Annotated in this window: 14 protein-coding genes and 1 riboswitch; of the genes, 11 read left to right on the forward strand and 3 right to left on the reverse strand. The window is 49.2% G+C overall.

The annotated features are described in order from the left end of the window. Positions 1-150: 150 nt before the first annotated feature. The 5 genes from ACTOY7_RS01640 (at position 151) to ACTOY7_RS01660 (ending at position 3871) form a co-directional block, all read left to right on the forward strand. A complete protein-coding gene (locus tag ACTOY7_RS01640) occupies positions 151-1044 on the forward strand; it encodes an SPL family radical SAM protein (RefSeq protein ID WP_285824342.1) in 894 nt (297 codons plus the stop codon). Between the two features lie 355 nt (positions 1045-1399). Continuing rightward, the gene (locus ACTOY7_RS01645) at positions 1400-1543 is read left to right on the forward strand and encodes a hypothetical protein (protein WP_004080395.1); all 144 of its coding nucleotides are present in this window, start codon (positions 1400-1402) and stop codon (positions 1541-1543) included. A gap of 236 nt (positions 1544-1779) precedes the next feature. Next, positions 1780-2379 carry a ribonuclease domain-containing protein gene (locus ACTOY7_RS01650; protein WP_004080397.1) on the forward strand — a complete coding sequence of 200 codons (600 nt, stop codon included), beginning with the start codon at positions 1780-1782 and terminating at the stop codon, positions 2377-2379. 2 nt (positions 2380-2381) lie between these two features. Further along, positions 2382-2657 (forward strand): barstar family protein, encoded by a 276-nt coding sequence (locus tag ACTOY7_RS01655; RefSeq protein ID WP_004080398.1) that lies wholly within the window; start codon positions 2382-2384, stop codon positions 2655-2657. A gap of 44 nt (positions 2658-2701) precedes the next feature. Continuing rightward, on the forward strand, positions 2702-3871 hold the full coding sequence (locus ACTOY7_RS01660) for an AI-2E family transporter (protein ID WP_482670338.1): 1170 nt from the start codon (positions 2702-2704) through the stop codon (positions 3869-3871). A gap of 138 nt (positions 3872-4009) precedes the next feature. Here the strand turns inward: ACTOY7_RS01660 and ACTOY7_RS01665 are convergent, their stop codons facing one another. Next, positions 4010-4642: a TetR/AcrR family transcriptional regulator gene (locus ACTOY7_RS01665; RefSeq protein ID WP_004080404.1), complete on the reverse strand. Its 633-nt coding sequence runs from the start codon at positions 4640-4642 to the stop codon at positions 4010-4012. 227 nt (positions 4643-4869) lie between these two features. Further along, positions 4870-6156 (reverse strand): amidohydrolase family protein, encoded by a 1287-nt coding sequence (locus ACTOY7_RS01670; protein WP_160282577.1) that lies wholly within the window; start codon positions 6154-6156, stop codon positions 4870-4872. A 112-nt stretch (positions 6157-6268) separates the two neighbouring features. Next, a riboswitch (purine riboswitch) is annotated at positions 6269-6364 on the reverse strand. A gap of 307 nt (positions 6365-6671) precedes the next feature. Here ACTOY7_RS01670 and ACTOY7_RS01675 point away from each other — a divergent pair. The 3 genes from ACTOY7_RS01675 (at position 6672) to ACTOY7_RS01685 (ending at position 12762) form a co-directional block, all read left to right on the forward strand. Further along, positions 6672-8768 (forward strand): efflux RND transporter permease subunit, encoded by a 2097-nt coding sequence (locus tag ACTOY7_RS01675; RefSeq protein ID WP_482670339.1) that lies wholly within the window; start codon positions 6672-6674, stop codon positions 8766-8768. 179 nt (positions 8769-8947) lie between these two features. Next, complete coding sequence (locus tag ACTOY7_RS01680) at positions 8948-11737, forward strand: hypothetical protein (protein WP_482670340.1); 2790 nt, start codon at positions 8948-8950, stop codon at positions 11735-11737. Positions 11738-11916: 179 nt separating this feature from the next. Beyond that, entirely contained in the window at positions 11917-12762 is an 846-nt protein-coding gene (locus ACTOY7_RS01685) for an SIR2 family protein (RefSeq protein WP_300885093.1), read from the forward strand. A 103-nt stretch (positions 12763-12865) separates the two neighbouring features. Here the strand turns inward: ACTOY7_RS01685 and ACTOY7_RS01690 are convergent, their stop codons facing one another. Beyond that, entirely contained in the window at positions 12866-14572 is a 1707-nt protein-coding gene (locus ACTOY7_RS01690) for an AAA family ATPase (RefSeq protein ID WP_482670341.1), read from the reverse strand. 372 nt (positions 14573-14944) lie between these two features. Between ACTOY7_RS01690 and ACTOY7_RS01695 the strand changes: the two genes are divergently transcribed. The 3 genes from ACTOY7_RS01695 (at position 14945) to ACTOY7_RS01705 (ending at position 18615) form a co-directional block, all read left to right on the forward strand. Then, the gene (locus ACTOY7_RS01695; protein ID WP_482670342.1) at positions 14945-15643 is read left to right on the forward strand and encodes a class II aldolase/adducin family protein; all 699 of its coding nucleotides are present in this window, start codon (positions 14945-14947) and stop codon (positions 15641-15643) included. A 192-nt stretch (positions 15644-15835) separates the two neighbouring features. Beyond that, complete coding sequence (locus ACTOY7_RS01700) at positions 15836-17059, forward strand: ROK family protein (RefSeq protein WP_394683132.1); 1224 nt, start codon at positions 15836-15838, stop codon at positions 17057-17059. 65 nt (positions 17060-17124) lie between these two features. Next, the gene (locus ACTOY7_RS01705; protein WP_482670343.1) at positions 17125-18615 is read left to right on the forward strand and encodes a rhamnulokinase; all 1491 of its coding nucleotides are present in this window, start codon (positions 17125-17127) and stop codon (positions 18613-18615) included. The last annotated feature ends 10 nt before the right edge of the window (positions 18616-18625 follow it).

Below are 18625 nucleotides of genomic sequence, written 5' to 3' on the forward strand. Positions count from 1 at the left end.
ATTGCCCGCTTTCAGAAAATCTGCTGCCGGCAGTTTTTCCGCATACGATGGCAAAAAATTCCACCTGTACGGTTGGATGCTCTTTGAGCATCCAACCGTACAGGTGGAAAAAATTACTTTATAGATCGGCTGTAATGAGGAGGAGCACGGATGGAATACATTCCTGCCAAAACAATCGTAACAAAGACGAAAGCCCCGTCCCAGTGGTTTGGGATTGACTATAATATGAACATTTACAAAGGCTGCTGTCACGGCTGCATCTACTGCGACAGCCGATCCGACTGTTATCAGATCGACGATTTTGACCGTGTGCGGGCCAAGGAAAACGCGCTGCAGATCATTCGGGACGACCTCCGACGTAAGACGAAAAGCGGTGTAGTCGGCACAGGCGCCATGAGCGACCCTTATAATCCCTTCGAAAAAAAGCTGGAACTGACACGCCATGCCCTGGAGCTATGCGACGCTTTCGAATTTGGCGCGGCGGTCGCAACGAAAAGCGGGCTGATGGAGCGGGATATCGACATATTGCAGAGCATAGCGGAGCACTCCCCGGTACTCTTAAAAGTGACGGTGACAACGGCGGACGATGATCTGGCCGGGAAGATTGAACCTCATGTTTCCCGGCCGGATGCAAGGTTTCGAATGATTGAGAAGCTGAGTAAAAACGGGCTTTATACAGGTATCCTGCTGATGCCGGTGCTGCCCTTTTTGGAGGACAGTACGAAGAACATCGGGGAGATCATCCGCCGTGCAGAAGCCTCAGGAGCCAGGTTTATCTATCCGGCCTTCGGCATGACTCTTCGGGGAAACCAGCGGGACTGGTATTTTGCGAAACTGGAGGAATTGTTTCCGGGGAAAGGTCTGGCAGACAAGTACTCGAAACGGTACGGCAATTATTATGAATGCCGGAGCCCGCAGGCGAAACGGCTGTGGGAGTATTTCGCGGGGGAGTGTGAGAAGCGGGGGATTGCGTACCGGATGGAGGATATTATCAGCCAGTATAAGAGGGCTTACAGGGTGGAGCAGTTGAGGCTGATTTTTTAGAATTTACTGTGAATAGTAGTTACTGGTTACGCCCCGACCAATCACTACGCTGATTGGTCGGGAGGATGCGCATAAAAGCTGGTATCCAGGCTTAAAATACGGCCAATTCCGTGATGGAGCGTCTTTGGGTATACATGCAGAGAGGTGAATTATGTTGCCGCAGGAATGTGATACTAAATGATTATATATATGAATGAATCGTGGAAATGTTTTTCTTGATATTGTTGTCTAATTGCTATATGATATAAATAAGCTTAGATGTAATAGGAACTGCAGCGAGAACTATAAAAAATTGATTCCATACACACAGACGATCTGACGTATAGAAAGTTTTGGTAAAGGAAGTAGGACAAGGATGAATATGACGGAAGTTGCCAGATTTATCTTGGGTTTGAGGGCTGCCGGATGGTCAGAAAAAGAAATTAATGATTTTATGCTTTATATCGAATCAGGTGAAGAACAATACAAACCAAAACCAAGAGAAAAGAAAGCGGATTAAAAGACTGGGAAGAGCGTACTTAAAATCGTTCTTCCCTCTTTTTCGCCCATCCTGCCGGCCGAACATCGAGAAGCACAGTACAAGCTGCCGCATGAATCATAACAAATAACTAAATATTTCCTAAATGTTTTCTTAACCGTCACATCGCTGTTTACACCACATTTCCAACATGCTACAATACCTTTATCAATTTCCGGTCTATGATTGGAATTTTGCAGTATGGAGGATGAATGTATATGAACCGAATTTTATGGAAGCATGCAACAATGAAAAAATGGCTGCAGTATTTCCTTGTATTTTTATTGGCATTTACTTTGTCAGGCTGCGGCGCTTCGCCGGAATCTGCCGAAAAAACCGGCAATACTGCGTCGTCAGGTAAAACTTTAGATGCAGCCCGGTCCGAAGATGAAGAAAATCCGAAGATAGATGAATCTTCCCAGGAATCCGATGATATTCCGCATCAGACTACATCAGACGAAGACTCCGAACTGCAGGAGGACGGCGTTTACACATCCAGGGATGAGGTGGCGCAATACATCTTTACGTACGGCCATCTCCCGTCCAACTTTATCACCAAAAAAGAGGCCAAAGCCCTGGGGTGGGAAGGCGGGGGTCTGGAACCCTACGCGCCGGGCAAATGCATCGGCGGAAGCCGTTTCGGCAATTACGAAGGACTGCTGCCGGAGAAGGAAGGACGTGTTTATACGGAGTGCGACATCGACACGCTGGGGGCTGACAGGCGCGGCGCCAAGCGGATCGTTTTTTCCAACGACGGACTGATTTATTATACGGAAGACCACTATGAATCTTTTGAACTTTTGTATGGAGAGGAATAAATATGCGTATATGTATATTAGACGGGGAAACCATCCTGGATAAAGACATGCTGCACGACACACTGGCTGCGGCTCTGGATTTTCCCGACTGGTACGGCAGGAACCTGGACGCTCTGTATGACTGCCTGACCGATCTGGCGGAGGAGACGGAGATCCGGTTTCGGAACGAACAGGCATTGGCGGAGCATCTGGGAAATTATGCCGGGGCCATTAAAAAAGTCATCTGCACCGCCGTGGAAGAGAATCAGAACATACAATGTATTCTGAATTATGCATGAATTGATATAAATATAACAAAGCACTGAAACCCGAAGGAGGATCTATGGACTTAAATAAAGAAAACATGCGGAAAATAAGGGAACTGATCGTCTTTACGATTGTCATTCTGATCGGGCTGTGGAAATACACCCTGATCGCGGATTTCCTGGGATTCATCTTAAATATCATCTTTCCGTTTTTGCTGGGCGGCGCGATCGCCTTTATCCTGAACGTGCCCATGAGCTTTCTGGAAAGCAAAATATTCGGAAATGACGGCAAAGACGGCAGGCCAGGTTTCAAATATGCCAGGCCCTGCAGCCTGACGCTGACAATCCTGTGTGTGATCGGCGTGATTGTCCTGGTGATGTTTGTGGTGATCCCGGAGCTCGGTTCCACCTTTATGGGCCTGGGCAAGACGATCCAGGATTTTACCCCGGTGGCCATGGCGTGGGTTGAGGAAATATTCCACAACAACCAGGAGATCATGGCGCTGCTGGAGGATTTGAACATGGACTGGGACAAGATCCTGGACGGGGTTGCGGCCTTCTTTAAAAACGGCGCGGGAAGCGTGCTGGATACGACTATGTCTGCGGCAAAAAGCATCATCAGCAGTGTGACTACATTTTTCATCGCATTCGTATTTTCCTGCTACATCCTGCTGCAGAAGGAAAAGCTTCGCGTCCAGGTGCAGAAAATCTTTTATGCTTATCTGCCCGGGAAGATCGTGGAGAAGATACTGGATATCTGCTCCCTGACCTACCGGACCTTTTCCAGCTTCCTGGCCGGACAGTGCGTGGAGGCGCTGATCCTTGGGATGATGTTCCTGGTGGCAATGTGGATACTGCGGCTGCCCTACGCCCTGCTGGTGGGAGTCCTGATCGCGTTTACGGCGCTGATCCCGATCTTCGGGGCATTTATCGGATGCGTCGTGGGGGCATTTCTGATCCTGATGGTGGATCCGGTGAAAGCATTAACCTTTGTGGCCATGTTCCTGGTGCTGCAGCAGGTGGAAGGCAACCTGATCTACCCCAAGGTGGTAGGCAATTCCGTGGGGCTTCCCTCTATATGGGTGCTGGCTGCGGTCAGCATCGGCGGCAGCCTGATGGGCGTTGTGGGAATGCTCGTATTCATCCCGCTGGTGTCTGTGGTGTATATCCTGTTCCGTGGGGACGTGTATAAAAGACTGGAGAAAAAAGGGATTGCTCTGGAAAATATGTCAGGCGAAGATCAATAAAAACCGCTTATTACAAAAGAATTGTCGGGAAACGAGATGCTCCCTTTCAGGCAAGTGAAATAAAAAGACCTGTGGCCTGGAAGGGAGCATTTCAGAAAGAACGCTTTTCGGCAGCGGCCTTCCTGAAAAAGGCCGTTTTCATGGAAGACTGGGCGCAGGCAGCGCATGGGCCCGTATGATCGCCCGGATAGCATTGTAGAGATCCGGCTTCAATTCCTCGAAACTGACCGGTTCATTTTCCAATATGGTGCTGTAGCAGGCGGAACTTGCCAGCTCCGCGATCAGAAAGAGCATGGTCTCCGGGGCACGCAGCCGGAGGGCGGGGTCCGCCTGGATCAATTGCTGGAAATAGTCCATGCTGCTCAGCTCTGCATTCAGCTCCGCATCGTCTTCGCTTTTTGTCATAGCCTGCTTAAAGACGCCCCAGCTCAGATTTTTCGAGACGAACCGGAGGATGGGCTTATTCTTTTCCAGCTTGCCGATCACATAATCCACGATAAAGATCATCTTGTCCTCAAAGGACGGGATGTCGGCTTTCTGAAGCTCCTCGTGGGCCGCCAGGAACAGTTTCCTGGCGGTTTCCGCGATGAGCCTGTCCCGGATCTCATACTTATCCTTAAAGTAAAGATAGAACGTGCCCTTTGCCACGCCGGCCTTCTGGACGATATCGTGGATGGACGTTTTCACAATTCCCTGTGATAAAAATAAATCATACGCACTGGAAAAAAGCGCGTCCAGCTTTAGTTGTTTGTTTTCTTCGACTTTTCCCATAGTGTGTTCCTCCTGATCACAGACAATGTGCGCTGCAGCGGCTGCGGGCATCCGGCCCCCTGCCGTCTGGTCTGTATAGAATCCATTTTGATGATGCACATCATTATAAACAAAAAATGACCAAAAGTCAATAATTTTATCGCTAAAATTCGACTTCCGGTCATTTACTGGTTACAGTTCACGGCCGGTTAGGCCGAGAACTGTAACATTTGATGTTTGGATTTCTGTCAGGAAAGGAGGATCTCCCTGCCGTTTACATACTTTCCGGCCAGCCGTCCGCCTTCCTCTGCCAGATAAATATACCGTTCCAGACGTTCCTTTGTATTCAGTTCTTTTGCCGTGCGGATGCCTGAATCGTCAAGCACCAGCGCGTCCAGTTCATAGCCGTCTTCAAAGCTTCCCACTTTCCCGAAGAACGATCCGCCCCCTCTGGTGGCCAGGTAGAAGGCTTCCTCCATGGTCAGGGGCTTTTTCTCCTGGTCGATGAGCCGCCAGTAAAGTTTGGAAACGCCCACCGCGTCGGCTATGCAGCGGAACATGGACATATTTGTCCCGCCGGCGATATCGGTTCCAAGTCCGACAGGGATTCCCGCATCCAGATATCTGCGGATGGGGGCGATCCCGGAAGAAAGGTTGGTGTTGGACTGGGGGCAATGGGCCACGTACACGCCGTTGTTCTTCATCAGTTCCACTTCCAGATCCGAAGAATGTACACAATGTGCCATGACCGTTTTCGCCTCTTTGCCGAACAGGCCGTAATGCTCATAGACATTTCCATAGCAGGCAGACCAGGGGAACAACTCCTGCACCCATTGGATCTCCGACAGATTTTCCGACAGATGGGACTGCACCGGAAGACCATATTCCTTCTGCAGCTTACCCAGCCCTTCCAACAGGGGTCCGCTGCATGTAGGCGCAAACCGGGGGGTAAGGATGGGACGGGCATTGGGATATTTTCCGGAGGTCTCACGAAGCCATGCGGCGGTGCTTTCCAGGGATTCCCGGGCATCCGTTTCCCGCAGGTCGTCGGTACAGTTCTGATCCATATTGACCTTGCCCACATAAGTGGACAGGCCGGAAGCATCCAGCTCCTTCATCAAAAATTCCGTGGCCGGAAGATGGATGGTGCCGAAAATCACAGCTCTTGTGGACCCGCTTTTTTTCAGATCTTCGACAAAAATCCGATAAGCTTTTTCGGCATATTCCAGATCCGAGTACCGGCTCTCCTCCGGAAAGGTATGGGTATTCAGCCATTCCAGCAGTTCCAGATCCATCCCGATGCCCCGGAAAGGGTATTGGGGGGCGTGGATATGCAGATCGGTCATGCCGGGAATGATGAGCCGGTCTCCATAGTCCTTCACCGGCAGATTCCGATATTCGTCCGGGATCACCGGATAAACGCCCCGGGAAATTCCTTCGCGGCAGACCAGATAGCCCTGCTCAGTCACCGACAGGCGGTTCTTCATCTCTGAATAACAGATATTACCTTTTAAAATAAATGAATGTTCGCGCATATGCATCTCCTCCTTCTGCTTTTGCTGCGGGCTGCCATTTTGAATTGCCTGGGGCAACGGGCGGCCTGCGACTGCCAATATCGCATATAAACCGATAAAAAAAGAATTAACTACAACAAACGAATGTCTATGTAGTCAACTCTTACGGCAGTCGGTAGAAACTCTGGGCCAATCCCCAGGATATACATATCAGCGATCACTGTATTTAATTCTATCTCCGCAGATGTACCGAACACCTGTATTCCATTTTATTATATACTTTTTGAAAAGGATTATCCATACATGTTTTTCACGAAAAATTCAGATTGTTTTTGTGTATATGTTATAAAATATGTGTTTGGATATTTCTGGTCTGCAAGTTCCCCTGACAGATTTTTTAAAAGCGGTACAAAAATAAAAATGACCAAAAGTCAACAATTTTTAAAAATGATATTGACTTTTGGTCATTTCTGTTATATAGTACTTTTGTGATAGAAAATGACCAAAGGTCATTCTGAAAGAAGGAGGCATTTAACATGGTGAAAGCAGGTAAAAAGATTGTGAAGTACAGGATTGTGATTCTGATACTTGGCCTTCTGCTGTTGATCCCTTCTGCGTTGGGATACTTTAAAACCAGGGTCAATTACGACATCCTGTATTATCTGCCGGACAACATCGACACGATGATCGGGCAGGACATTTTGATGGACGACTTTGGAAAAGGCGCCTTTGCGATGGAGGTCGTGGAGGGCATGACTACGAAGGAAAGCGCGGACCTGAAAGTACGGATTGAAGAGGTGGAAGGCGTAGCGGATGTGATCTGGTACGATTCCCTGATGGATACGTCGGTTCCCATGTCCGTTCTGCCGAATAAGTTTCGGGAAATATTTAATACGGACAACGCCACTCTGATGGCAATCTTTTTTGAAGATTCTACATCGGCCGACAGCACCATGGATGCCATTCATGAGATCCGCAGTGTAACGAACAAGCAGTGCTATCTCAGCAGCATGTCTGCTGTGGTGACGGATATCAAGGATCTTTCGGAGAAGGAGACACCGATCTACGTATTGATCGCCGTGATCCTGACCTGCATCGTGCTTTCGATATTTATGGACTGCTGGGTGCTTCCCATCTTCTTCATGCTGAGTATCGGAATGGCCATTATTTACAATATGGGTACCAATTATTTTTTAGGGGAGATTTCTTATATCACAAAAGCGCTCAGCGCGGTGCTGCAGCTGGGGGTAACCATGGACTATTCCATTTTTCTCTGGCACAGCTATCAGGAGAACCAGCAGCGGTATGACGGAGACAAGGAAAGGGCTATGGCGCACGCAATTGCAAATACATTTTCTTCGGTGGTCGGAAGCTCCGTTACCACAGTGGCAGGATTTATCGCATTGTGCTTCATGAGCTTTACGCTGGGCCGGGATCTGGGAATCGTCATGGCAAAGGGCGTGATCTGCGGGGTGATTAGCTGCGTAACCATTCTGCCCTCCCTGCTTCTGGTGTTTGACAAAGTGATTCAAAAGACCACCCATAAGTCTATGATCCCGAAGATGGATAAAACGGCGGCGCTGATCACCAGGCATTATAAAGCGTTTGTGCTGGCGTTCCTGATCCTGCTGGCGCCTGCGCTTTTGGGTTACAGGAGAGCAGAAGTCTACTACAACCTGGATGCCACCCTTCCAAAATACCTGCAGAGTATTCAGGCCAATGAAAAGCTGGCGGATGAATTTGACATGAATGCCACGCACATGGTTCTGGCAGACGCAAAGCTTCCCTCGAAAGACGCCAAAGCCATGTTGAATGAAATGTCGGATGTGGCGGGCGTCAAGTTTGCTCTGGGCTTGGACAGCATTCTGGGATCCGCGGTTCCAAGGGATTTCATCCCGGCGGAGGTGACGGAGAAACTCAAACAGGGCGACTGGCAGTTGATTCTGGTCCAGTCAGAATATAAGGTGGCCACCGATGAGGTCAATGAGCAGTGTGAAATCCTGAATTCCATCATCAAAAAATATGACAGCTCCGGGATGCTGATCGGGGAAGCGCCCTGCACCAAGGATCTGATCACCATCACGGATAAAGACTTTAAGGTAGTAAGCGCGGTATCCATAGTTGCGATTTTCCTGATCATCACTGTGGTATTCCAGTCCGTTTCCCTACCGGTGATCCTGGTGGCCGTGATTGAATTTGCCATCTTCATCAACCTGGGAATCCCCTATTATACGGGGACGAAGATGCCGTTTATCGCATCCATCGTTATCGGGACGATCCAGCTTGGAGCTACCGTGGACTACGCGATCCTGATGACGACCCGGTACAAGAAGGAACGGGGAAACGGCAGGGAAAGACAGGAAGCGATCCGGATTGCGCTGTCATCCTCAATCAATTCCGTCATTGTATCGGCGCTGGGATTTTTCGCCGCAACCTTCGGGGTGGGACTGTATTCGGATATCGATATGATCTCTGCGTTGTGTACCCTGATGGCACGGGGAGCGATCGTGAGTATGTTCGTAGTCATCTTCGTCCTGCCATCCATGCTGATGGTATTTGACAAGGTGATCTGCGTGACGACGAGGGAAATGCATCAGAAAAAGGAGAAGCTGAAAACAGCGGCTACTTCATAAGTGGAAGTCAGAGCATGGAATAAAAAATGGATACGTAAACAAAAAATGAATTTATAAACAAAAATTGGATTTATAATAGAAAAATTGAATTTATAAATGAAAATCGGATTCATAAACGAAAATCGGATTTATAGATGAAAATCAGAGTTATAAATGGATTGAACAGGAGGTTGTGCTTTATGAAAAACAGAGAAGTAAGGGTATTCATAGCAAGTATGATGTTGGTAAGTCTGGTAGCGGGAAGCCTGGACGGGGCTTTGCTTCACGCACCGGAAAAAGGGAATGTGACAGTTACAGAAGTAGAATTTGCGGGGGCGGAAAATAAAGAAACGGCAAAAAGCGGCTCGGAGAAGAAATCATCGGAGAAAAAGCCGGCGGAAAAGAAGTCTTCGAAAGAGAAGTCATCCGAGACAGATGCGTCCGCCTCCAAAACTTCCGCAAAGCCGACAAAGGAAGAAACTGTATATGCAAAAATTGATGGGAGCGGCTCCGTAAAATCTGTGACCGTGTCCGACCAGCTCAGAAACATTTCCGACCAGTCAAAGCTGGAAGATATCTCGGATCTCCAGGATATTGTAAATGTCAAGGGCGACGAGGCATTTTCCGCAATGGGCAAACGAGTCGTATGGGATACGTCGGACGCGGATATCTGCTACCAGGGCACCACGTCAAAAGAACTGCCGGTAGGGGTTCGGATTTCCTATAAGCTGGACGGAAAGGAGATTTCCGCCGCAGACTTGAAAGGAAAGAGCGGTCATGTGGTGATCCGCTACACATATGAAAATAAGAGCGGAGGCAGCGGCAAGGCTTCGACCCCGTTTATGATGGCAACGGGACTGATCCTGGATGGGGAGAACTTTAAAAATGTGACCGTGGAGAACGGCAGGCTGATCTCTGACGGGGAACGGAATATGGTGATTGGTTACGGTTTCCCGTCCATGAAACACCTTCTTGGAATCGAGGAGAAGGATCTGGACATTCCGGATTATTTTGAGATGGAAGCGGATGTGACAGAGTATGAACCGGTGGAGGGAATGACCATCGCGACCAACAGCATTTTCAATGACCTGGATACAAACGGGTTTGACAGCCTGGATGAATTGAATGATTCCATGGGCGAACTGCAGGACGCTTCCAGCCAGCTTGTCAGCGGAAGCGGGGAACTGAAAAACGGGATCGACACGCTGCTGGCATCCTCGGGCACGCTGACAGACGGAATCAATCAGCTTGTAAACGGAGGCGGGGAGCTGCAGTCCGGAACCAGCGAACTGGCGGATGGAAGCAGCGAACTGCTGGACGGAAGCCATAAGCTGGCAGACGGAAGCCAGGAGCTTGCGGATGGAAACGCAAAGCTGGCAGACGGCACCGGGCAGCTCTATGACGGAACGAAGACGCTGGCTTCCGGGGCCGGGGAATTGAATCTGGGGTTGAAGACGGCGGCGGAGAAGACACAGGGGGTACTGCTTCCTGGGGTGAACGCGTTGGATGACGGGATCGGAAGCCTGCAGAGTCAGCTTGGGGAGGCGCTGCCGGCTCTTAGCGGAGCGATTGCGCAGCTAAGTACAGGAGTGAATAGTCAGGGCGGCCTTCGGGACGGGGCTGCAAGTCTGAAGGCAGGCACAGACTCATTAAAAGCAGGGGCGGATCAATTAGCGGCCGGTATTGGACAATTGCAGGAAAAGCTGGGAGCGATCAGCCAGTTGGAACAGGGACTGACGCAATTAAAAACGGCGGCAGACAGCCTTGCGTCAGGAACTACGACCAGTGCAGATACGGCGTCCGCGCAGACAGCAGAGAATATAGCAGCAAACGCAAGCGCGTTGGAAGCACAGTTGGCAGCGATTGAAAGCAGTGCGAATACACCTGTAGTTATTTCTGAATCGGGCGGTGGAAATGCAGCTGCAGAATCTGATCTGAATGCGATCGCCTCTGTGCTCAGCGGAATCGTTTCAGAAGATGAGTCTGTAAACGGCGCTGTGCAAAGTGCATTGAGTTATGTGGAGAGTGCGCGCGCAAACCTCTATGCGGGGGGAGGCCAAAGCGTGGTACAGAATGATACGTCCGCCGAAACGATTGCATATGCCGAAGCGGCAATGGCAACGGCGCAGGCAATTGCCAATGATGCAAATGCGATCATTGCGGAAAGCAATACCTCATCGTACACAAATACGGCCGCTGCAGATCAGATTACAATTCTCCAGGAAGTAACCGCGCAGATGCTTGGAGAAGTGCAGAAGATAGAGAGCCAGGCTTCCGAAATTGAGCTGCTTGCAGTGGGGGCAAAAGAGCTGCAGTCCGGAATGGGGAAATTACAAACAGGAGCAGACACCTTGAATGCCGGAATCAATCAGGTGGCTGGCGGGCTGGCGGAATTGGATCAGCAAGTAAACCAGAGCGGTATGGTCAGCAAGGTGACAGAGGGAGTGAATCAGCTGAAGAACGGAACAACTGCTCTCCGCAACGGAGTAGACGGCAAAGACGGCCTGGCCAGCGGCCTGGCTCAGTTATCCGCAGGCGCTCAGAAACTGGATGCCGGAAGCGCCGAACTTTCCGAAAAAATGGGCGAAGCCAACGAGGGTGCCAGATCCGCAGCCTCCGGTGCGGCGGAATTAGCTTCCGGAGCCTCCGAGTTGAACTCTGGAGCTTCCGAACTGGCCTCCGGAGCCTCCCGGCTCAACGATGGCGCCTTGACATTAAAAGATGGTCTGAACACCCTGCAGTCTGGCTCCGGTGCCCTGATTGACGGCGTGCAGCAGCTGGATGACGGAGCGGCCGAACTCAACGATGGTATGATCCGGTTCGACAGGGATGGAATCCAGAAGCTGGTAGACGCGTTCGGCGGGGATGTTGAAGACTTGCTGGATAAGATGAACGAGATGCTGGACGCTTCCAGAGCATATAAGAATTTCTCAGGAATCTCCGATGATATGGACGGGGAAGTGAAGTTCGTATTTGTGACAGAGGAATAAGGAGTATATTATAGAGACATGAAATGCGACCGGCACAGGAAATCGTGGCGGAGAGGAAAAGATGGCTGCGGCCGTCTTTTTTTCTTTCCGATAAAGCGGTACACAAAAAATAGGGGTGTTAAAAGCCGTTGATATAAGGTATACTACATATCATAAGGCTGCAGAGGGAGCGATGGATCATGAATGAATTTTATAAAAGAATCGAAGACTTAAAACAGGCGCTTGCCAGGCAAAAGCTGGTCATATTCGTCGGAGCCGGAGTATCCAGAAATTCCGGACTGCCGACCTGGGGGCAGATGGTGCAGACATTTGCGGAGCGGATCGGCTATCCATCCATAGAGCGGCTTGCGATGGAGGAATACATACGGATTCCGCAATACTATTACTGTATGGATGAAAGTGAAGGCCATAAGAACTATTACCAGCTCCTTCGAGATCTGATCGCTGTCGACGCGAAGTCCAATATCCTGGACGAATTGATCGTATCCCTGAATCCCAGGCATCTCGTGACCACCAACTATGACAAACTGCTGGATCAGATCGCGGACAATTATGAGGTGATCCGCGAGGACCGGGAGCTGCTCAAGGGTACAGCGAATCAATACCTGATTAAGATGCACGGAGACATTGACCAGGTAGAAAAGCTGGTCTTTAAAGAGGAAGACTACCTCTATTACTCCGAGACTCACCGCCTGATGGAAGTGTTTTTAAAATCCCTGCTCATCGACCATGTATTTCTGTTCGTGGGGTATTCGCTGAACGACTACAATCTAAAAACCTTTGTAAGCTGGATTGAGTATATTGCCCAGGAAATGCGGTTCAAGGACGGAATGCACAAGAATTATTTCGTATCCAGCAGTGTGCACGCGGAAAAAGATTATTTGCAGAAATATTATGAAGCCAAAGGGTTGGAAGTGATCAATCTATATAACCTCCCGAAGGAGGTCAAGGATCAGACCTGGCGGGTGCCGCTGGAGGAGGATCTGGGGAGAAGGACTTATGTGGTGCTGGAATTACTGAAATAGCAGGCGCGTTACTGCGTAACATCAGGAAACGAATATCAGGAACAGAAAAAGCCGTCACTACCGAGGAATAGTGACGACTCTATCGATAGGCTATACTCTTGTTTCACTCTTCCCGGCAGTACGCTATTCTGCAGCTTTTCTTATAACATGCAATCCCATACTTATGGATTGTCTGCATACCATCCTGCCGGAGTATCTCGGCATATCCATCCTCCTCAATCTGCTTCATTGCTTTGGCACAGGACTGCTCATATTGTCCATGCTCAGCGTATTTAACTTCAATTACACAGCCGATTTTTGCCGAAGGGATTTCCAATCGAATATCCGTGTATCCTACCCCGGATTTCGCGTTTGACTTCAGGCTCCAGCTTCCTTCTGCCTGCAAAAGCCCTAATATCATGCCATGATAAAAATTTTCTTTCATTTCTTTTCGCGTGAATGTATCTCGGATACTGATGGAAACAGCCATAAATTCATTAAATATATTCTGGAGTTCCACAGCATCTCCTGTTTTTAATGCCTCACAAAATTTTTCCCATCTGGTCGTATCGCTTGTGATTTCTGCCTGAAAACAGGAAAGAATCCGTTTTTCATAAATTCCTAATATTTCTCTGTTGGGAATCACCAGCCTGTGAATTCCATTTTCAGGTTTGCCGGCATCCGTCAGGTATCCTGCCGCGAAAAGGACACTCCATAGATAGGTTTCACGTATACTTTTATTTTTACTGCCAAGATCCGTATAGGTCAATTCCGGAATCAGTATCTTTTCCACTGCTTCGCCGGAAATCAGTGCTTCGATTTGGCTTTTCGTTGTTTCTGTCGCTGTCTCAAGAATGTCCTGTACAATCGCGTTGCTGCTGCTGTTCTCCCAATGCGCTTCCATGGGGGCATCTTTTGCCTCCAGAAACTTATCACATTGATTGATCACATCCCATGGACAATATACATCCGTCTGACCAAAGCGGTAACCGTCATACCATTCCTTTAGTATATCAAATTTTTCTTCCAGATTATAATATTCAAGCAACGCTTTTACTTCATCTTCTGTAAATCCAAAATACTCTGCAAAGCGGATATCTGAGATTGTCCGGACTTTAAAGTTATTAAGCCCTGTAAAAATACTTTCTTTTGCAATCCGGAGGCATCCGGTAATCACGGCAAAATATAAATTACTGTTTGTTTTAAGCACCTGGCTGAATAAAGAACGGATTAGACTGACCATATCCGGATAATAGCCGTTTTGATACGCTTTATCTAAAGGCACATCGTATTCATCGATCAAAACGATCACCGGAATCCCATAATGCTCAAAAAGTAATTCTGTTAAAAGCCGAAGACTGGTGTGAAGATAAGCTTCTTTTTCAAACTTACCTTTCATTAAGCGAATCATCTGTTCCTTTTCAAATGGCATCAATCTGCCGCTTTCTAAGAGAGACTTAAATCGTCTGGCTTCCCTGCTGATTTCAATCCCCAACATATCATACGCCGTCTGAAAAGTCTTTCCTTCCACATCCTTCAGACTGATGGAAATCACAGGATACTTCCCCATGTGCTGCTCACAGAACGCAGTCTCATGTGCGATCTCCAAATCATCAAAAAGGGAAGGATCCGTACCAATCTCGAAGAATGTTTTGAGCATATCCATATTAAGGCTCTTCCCGAACCGACGGGGCCTTGTAAATAAGTTTACGCTCCCCCTGGTATCTATCAGATTGCGAATAAAGCCTGTTTTATCGACATAGTAAAAATGATCTCTCTTGAAATCCCTAAAAAATTCAATTCCGATTGGAAGCTTTTTTGTTTTTTTCACTGTATTATGCCTCCCTTATAAAACGATCACTCTGCCTTAAAATTTTACCATATCTATTTACTCCTGACAACTCATACATCACCCGTAAATGTTTTTATTTAGATGTGCGGATAAGATTTTGCCGCAGGTCACACACCTTGACCAGGCGTGCCCTGTAACAAGATTTTTCTTTTTTCGAAATAATTTTCCAAAAACCTATTGACAAATGAGATAAAATGTCTATAATTAATTATATCGAAAAAATAATAAATAAAGACAAAACAATCAGGAAAAAGCACAAAAAATTTGATAAAATTTCAAAAAATGGTAAATTATGCCTACAAATATAATCGAAAAAATAATAAACTTACGAGGGAAAGGGAGAGGCAGGACATGACAGACACAAGTACAAAGATGAGAGAGCTTGGTATTTCAAAGGAGGCTATCGAAGAAGTATTGTTTGTGGCAAAGCGGATGGATGACAAAGGACTTGTAAATTCCTTTGCAGGCAATATTTCGACAAAGCGGGACGGCAAGATCTACATCACCCCCACCGGACAGAACAAGGGGATGCTGACCCCGGAGAAGATCGCGGTCATCAATGAAGCGGGAGAGCGGATCTGGGGCATGAAGGAGACTTCCGAGATCATCATGCATACCATGGCATACGATATCTGCGAGGAGAACGGATGGGATGTAGGCGGCGTGGTGCACAGCCATTCCAAAGTATTGACCGCGTTTTCCATGGCCTGCCGGGACATTGAGACCGGGGCGCTTCCGGAGATGATGGGCAATTTCCACAAGATTCCATGCGCTCCCTACGGCGCGCCGGGAACAAAATACATCCTCACCATGGCAGAGCCCTATCTGGCGGAAGGCTATCGGATCGTACTGCTGGGGAACCACGGAAGCCTGGCGGTGGGTAAGACGGTGGAGGATGCCATGAACATCGTGGAGGCAAGCGAGGCCATCGCGGAGCAGATCCTGATCACGAGTTACATTCTGGGCGGGGAAAAAGCGCTTGATCAACTGGAGATCGCAAGATTCTATGAGATCTACAAGGAGAACCGTGCAAAACGGGTAAAAAAATAATCCCGTTTTCGATTTAATGATTGATTCGTTCCCCTGTGAACGCTTATAATTGTCTGATAAGAGTGTGCGTATTTACTGCAGGATCCATGCGAAAATGCAGGAGGTACAAAAGGCAAGCCTAATCGTAAGGGCAATTTTATCCAGCAGAATGCAGACATGCTGCATGTGTTTCAGGAAAGGCGGACAGGACTTATGGAAAATGAATCAATTCTGGAAAGCAGAAAATACTACCAACGCAACAAGATGCTAAGTGTGATCCGGACAAACACGGACGTTTCCCGCAACGACATTCGGAAGATGACGGCCTACAGCATGACCACCGTGATGAATACCGTGGAGGACATGATTCGGGACGGCCTGATCTACGAGGAGGAATGTGAGGAGGCAAGGGTCGGAAGAAAACCGGTCTGGCTCCGTCTGAATCCTCATGGAGGATATTTCGTGGGAGTAGAGTGGAACCGCACATGGATGCATTGTGTTGTTCTCGATTTTACAGGACAGCCGGTTCATCGGCAGAGAAAGGCGCTCGATGACGCGCATCGGTGCACGGACGGGCTGCTCGGTCTGATCAAGGACATGGTCCGGGAGGCGATCCGGGTACCCGAGGGCGGGAAAGAGAAGATCATCGGGATCGGGCTTGGCGTACCCGGCTACAGCGACAAGACGAAGGGGATCGCGCTGTCCTACACCTACTTTGAGGGGTGGAAGAATATCCCGGTGAGACAGATCATAGAAGAGGAATTTCAGATTCCCTGTTATATGGGAAATAACGTAGATGTGATGATCTACGCCTATAAATGGCTGGTGTTCCATGGCTCCTGTGACGATATGCTGTTCATATCTGTCAGAACCGGCGCCAGGGTCATGCCGGTCATCAACAACCAGGCGGTGAGCAGCAGATACGGTTTTCCAGGAGAGCTGGGCCATATCCGGGTCGGCACCGGGAGCAGGATGTGTTCCTGCGGACGCTATGGCTGCCTGAATTCCGAGGTGTCGGATGTGGCCATTATGGGCAAGATCCGGGACGGTGTGCTGGCCGGAAGATTTAAGGGGATCGCAGATATGATCCATGGAGATACGGAGAAAATCACGATGGCAGTATTTCGGGAAGCCGTACTGGCCGGAGATGAGGATTCGCTGGGGCTCTTGCAGCAGGCCAGCCAGTATCTGGGGAAAGCTCTGGGCATCCTGGTCAATATCTTCGCCCCCAGCAGGATCGTTATGTACGGAGAACTTGCTTCTATCGGAACGCCCTTCCTGGAACGTCTGAGAGCCTGTGTGGAACGGGATGCCATTCCGGAAAATACGGATATATTAAATATAGAAGTTTCCGAATTTGGCCCGGATCTGGGTGCCATGGGCGCCGCGGCGCTGGTGCTGCAGGAAGCATTTGAATTTTTGGAAGAGACCATATAATAGAGCAGTTACACTTACCGGATCAGGATACATAAGAGTATGATTCACATGAAAGAATATATGCTATGAAGGAAAGATTGATGATTGCCGCCGATATCGGCGCAAGCGGCGGAAAGATGGCCGCCGCCGTGTTTGACGGCAGGCAGATGCACATAAATGAATATTGGGATTTCCCGAACCGCCCGGCGGATATCGGAACGGCGCTTTACTGGGATGTGTTTGGACTCTATCATTCCGTTCTGGACGGGCTTGCCCTCTTTCGGGGAAAATACGGACAGGCAGATACATTTGCCATAGACACATGGGGCGCCAGCTACGGACTGCTGGACGGCTTCGGACGGCTTCTGGAGCCAGTCTACCATTACCGGGATGAACGGACCTCGGGAACGATGGAGGACATGAAGCAGGTGATGGACGAGTGGGAGCTGTTTCAACTCACCGGATGCCAGTGCAACAGGACGTATACGCTTCCGCAGCTCTATTCGTATGTGGTACAGAAGAGCCGGATCCTGGAATCAGCGGAGGACATGCTGTTCCTGCCGGATCTGTTGTCCTATTTCCTGGGAGGGGAGATCAGCTGCGAGATGACCATCGCCGGAACCTCCTGCCTTCTGGAGAACCGGCAGGAGGACTGGAGCCGCCAGGTGATGAAGCGCTTCGCCCTTCCGGAAAAAATGCTGCCGCCCATCGTGGAGCCGGGCAACACGAAAGGAAGCTTCGGGGCCTGGGTGACCGAGAAGACCGGGATGCAGAAGACCCAGATCATTGCGGCGGTGAGCCATGACAGTGCCGCGGCAGTGGCGGCTATTCCGGATTTCGGAAAAGAAGATCTGTACATCAGCGTGGGAACCAGCATCAGTATGGGCATTGAGAGAGAGGACTGCCTGCTGACCAGGGAGGCCTATGAAAAGGGCTTCAAGAATACCGGAGGAATCGACCGGAGAAAGATCATTTACCGGGATTTCTCGGCAAGCTGGCATATCAATGAATTTTTGCGGACAAAGCGTGAAGAGGGAAAGGATTATACCCACCCGGATCTGATCTGGCTTGCCCAGAATACGCCGTCCCCTCGTGTTTACATTGATGTGGAGGACGCGCTGCTCGGCACCGCGGGAGGCGATACGTGCGCGAAGATCAATGACTATCTGCGGCGTACAGGTCAGCCGCTGCTGGAAAAGGACGGCGAGTTTATCCGGTGTATCTATGAAAGCATTGCAATGAAGGCGCGGCATTATGCCTGTGCGTTCCGGGAGCTGGGAGAGCATTTTTCAAGGGTCTATGTGATCAACGGAGGTTCCAGAAACGGGCTTTTGATGCAGTTCATCAGCAACGCCCTGGATATGGAGATCCATGCGGGAATGACCTATGCCACGATCTCCGGCAATCTGCTGACACAGCTGTATGCCCAGGGCGAGGTGACGTCGGTGGAGCAGATGCGGCAGCTCTCAAAGGAGTCCTTTGAATTGAAGGTGTATGAGCCGGAGCAGGGGGCGCGGTGGAGAGAGGAATTTGCAAGGTATCAAATATTGGAGTCCAGTCAATCAATCAAAAAATAAAGGAGGAAAA

The sequence above is a fragment of the Schaedlerella sp. genome (assembly GCF_056796775.1).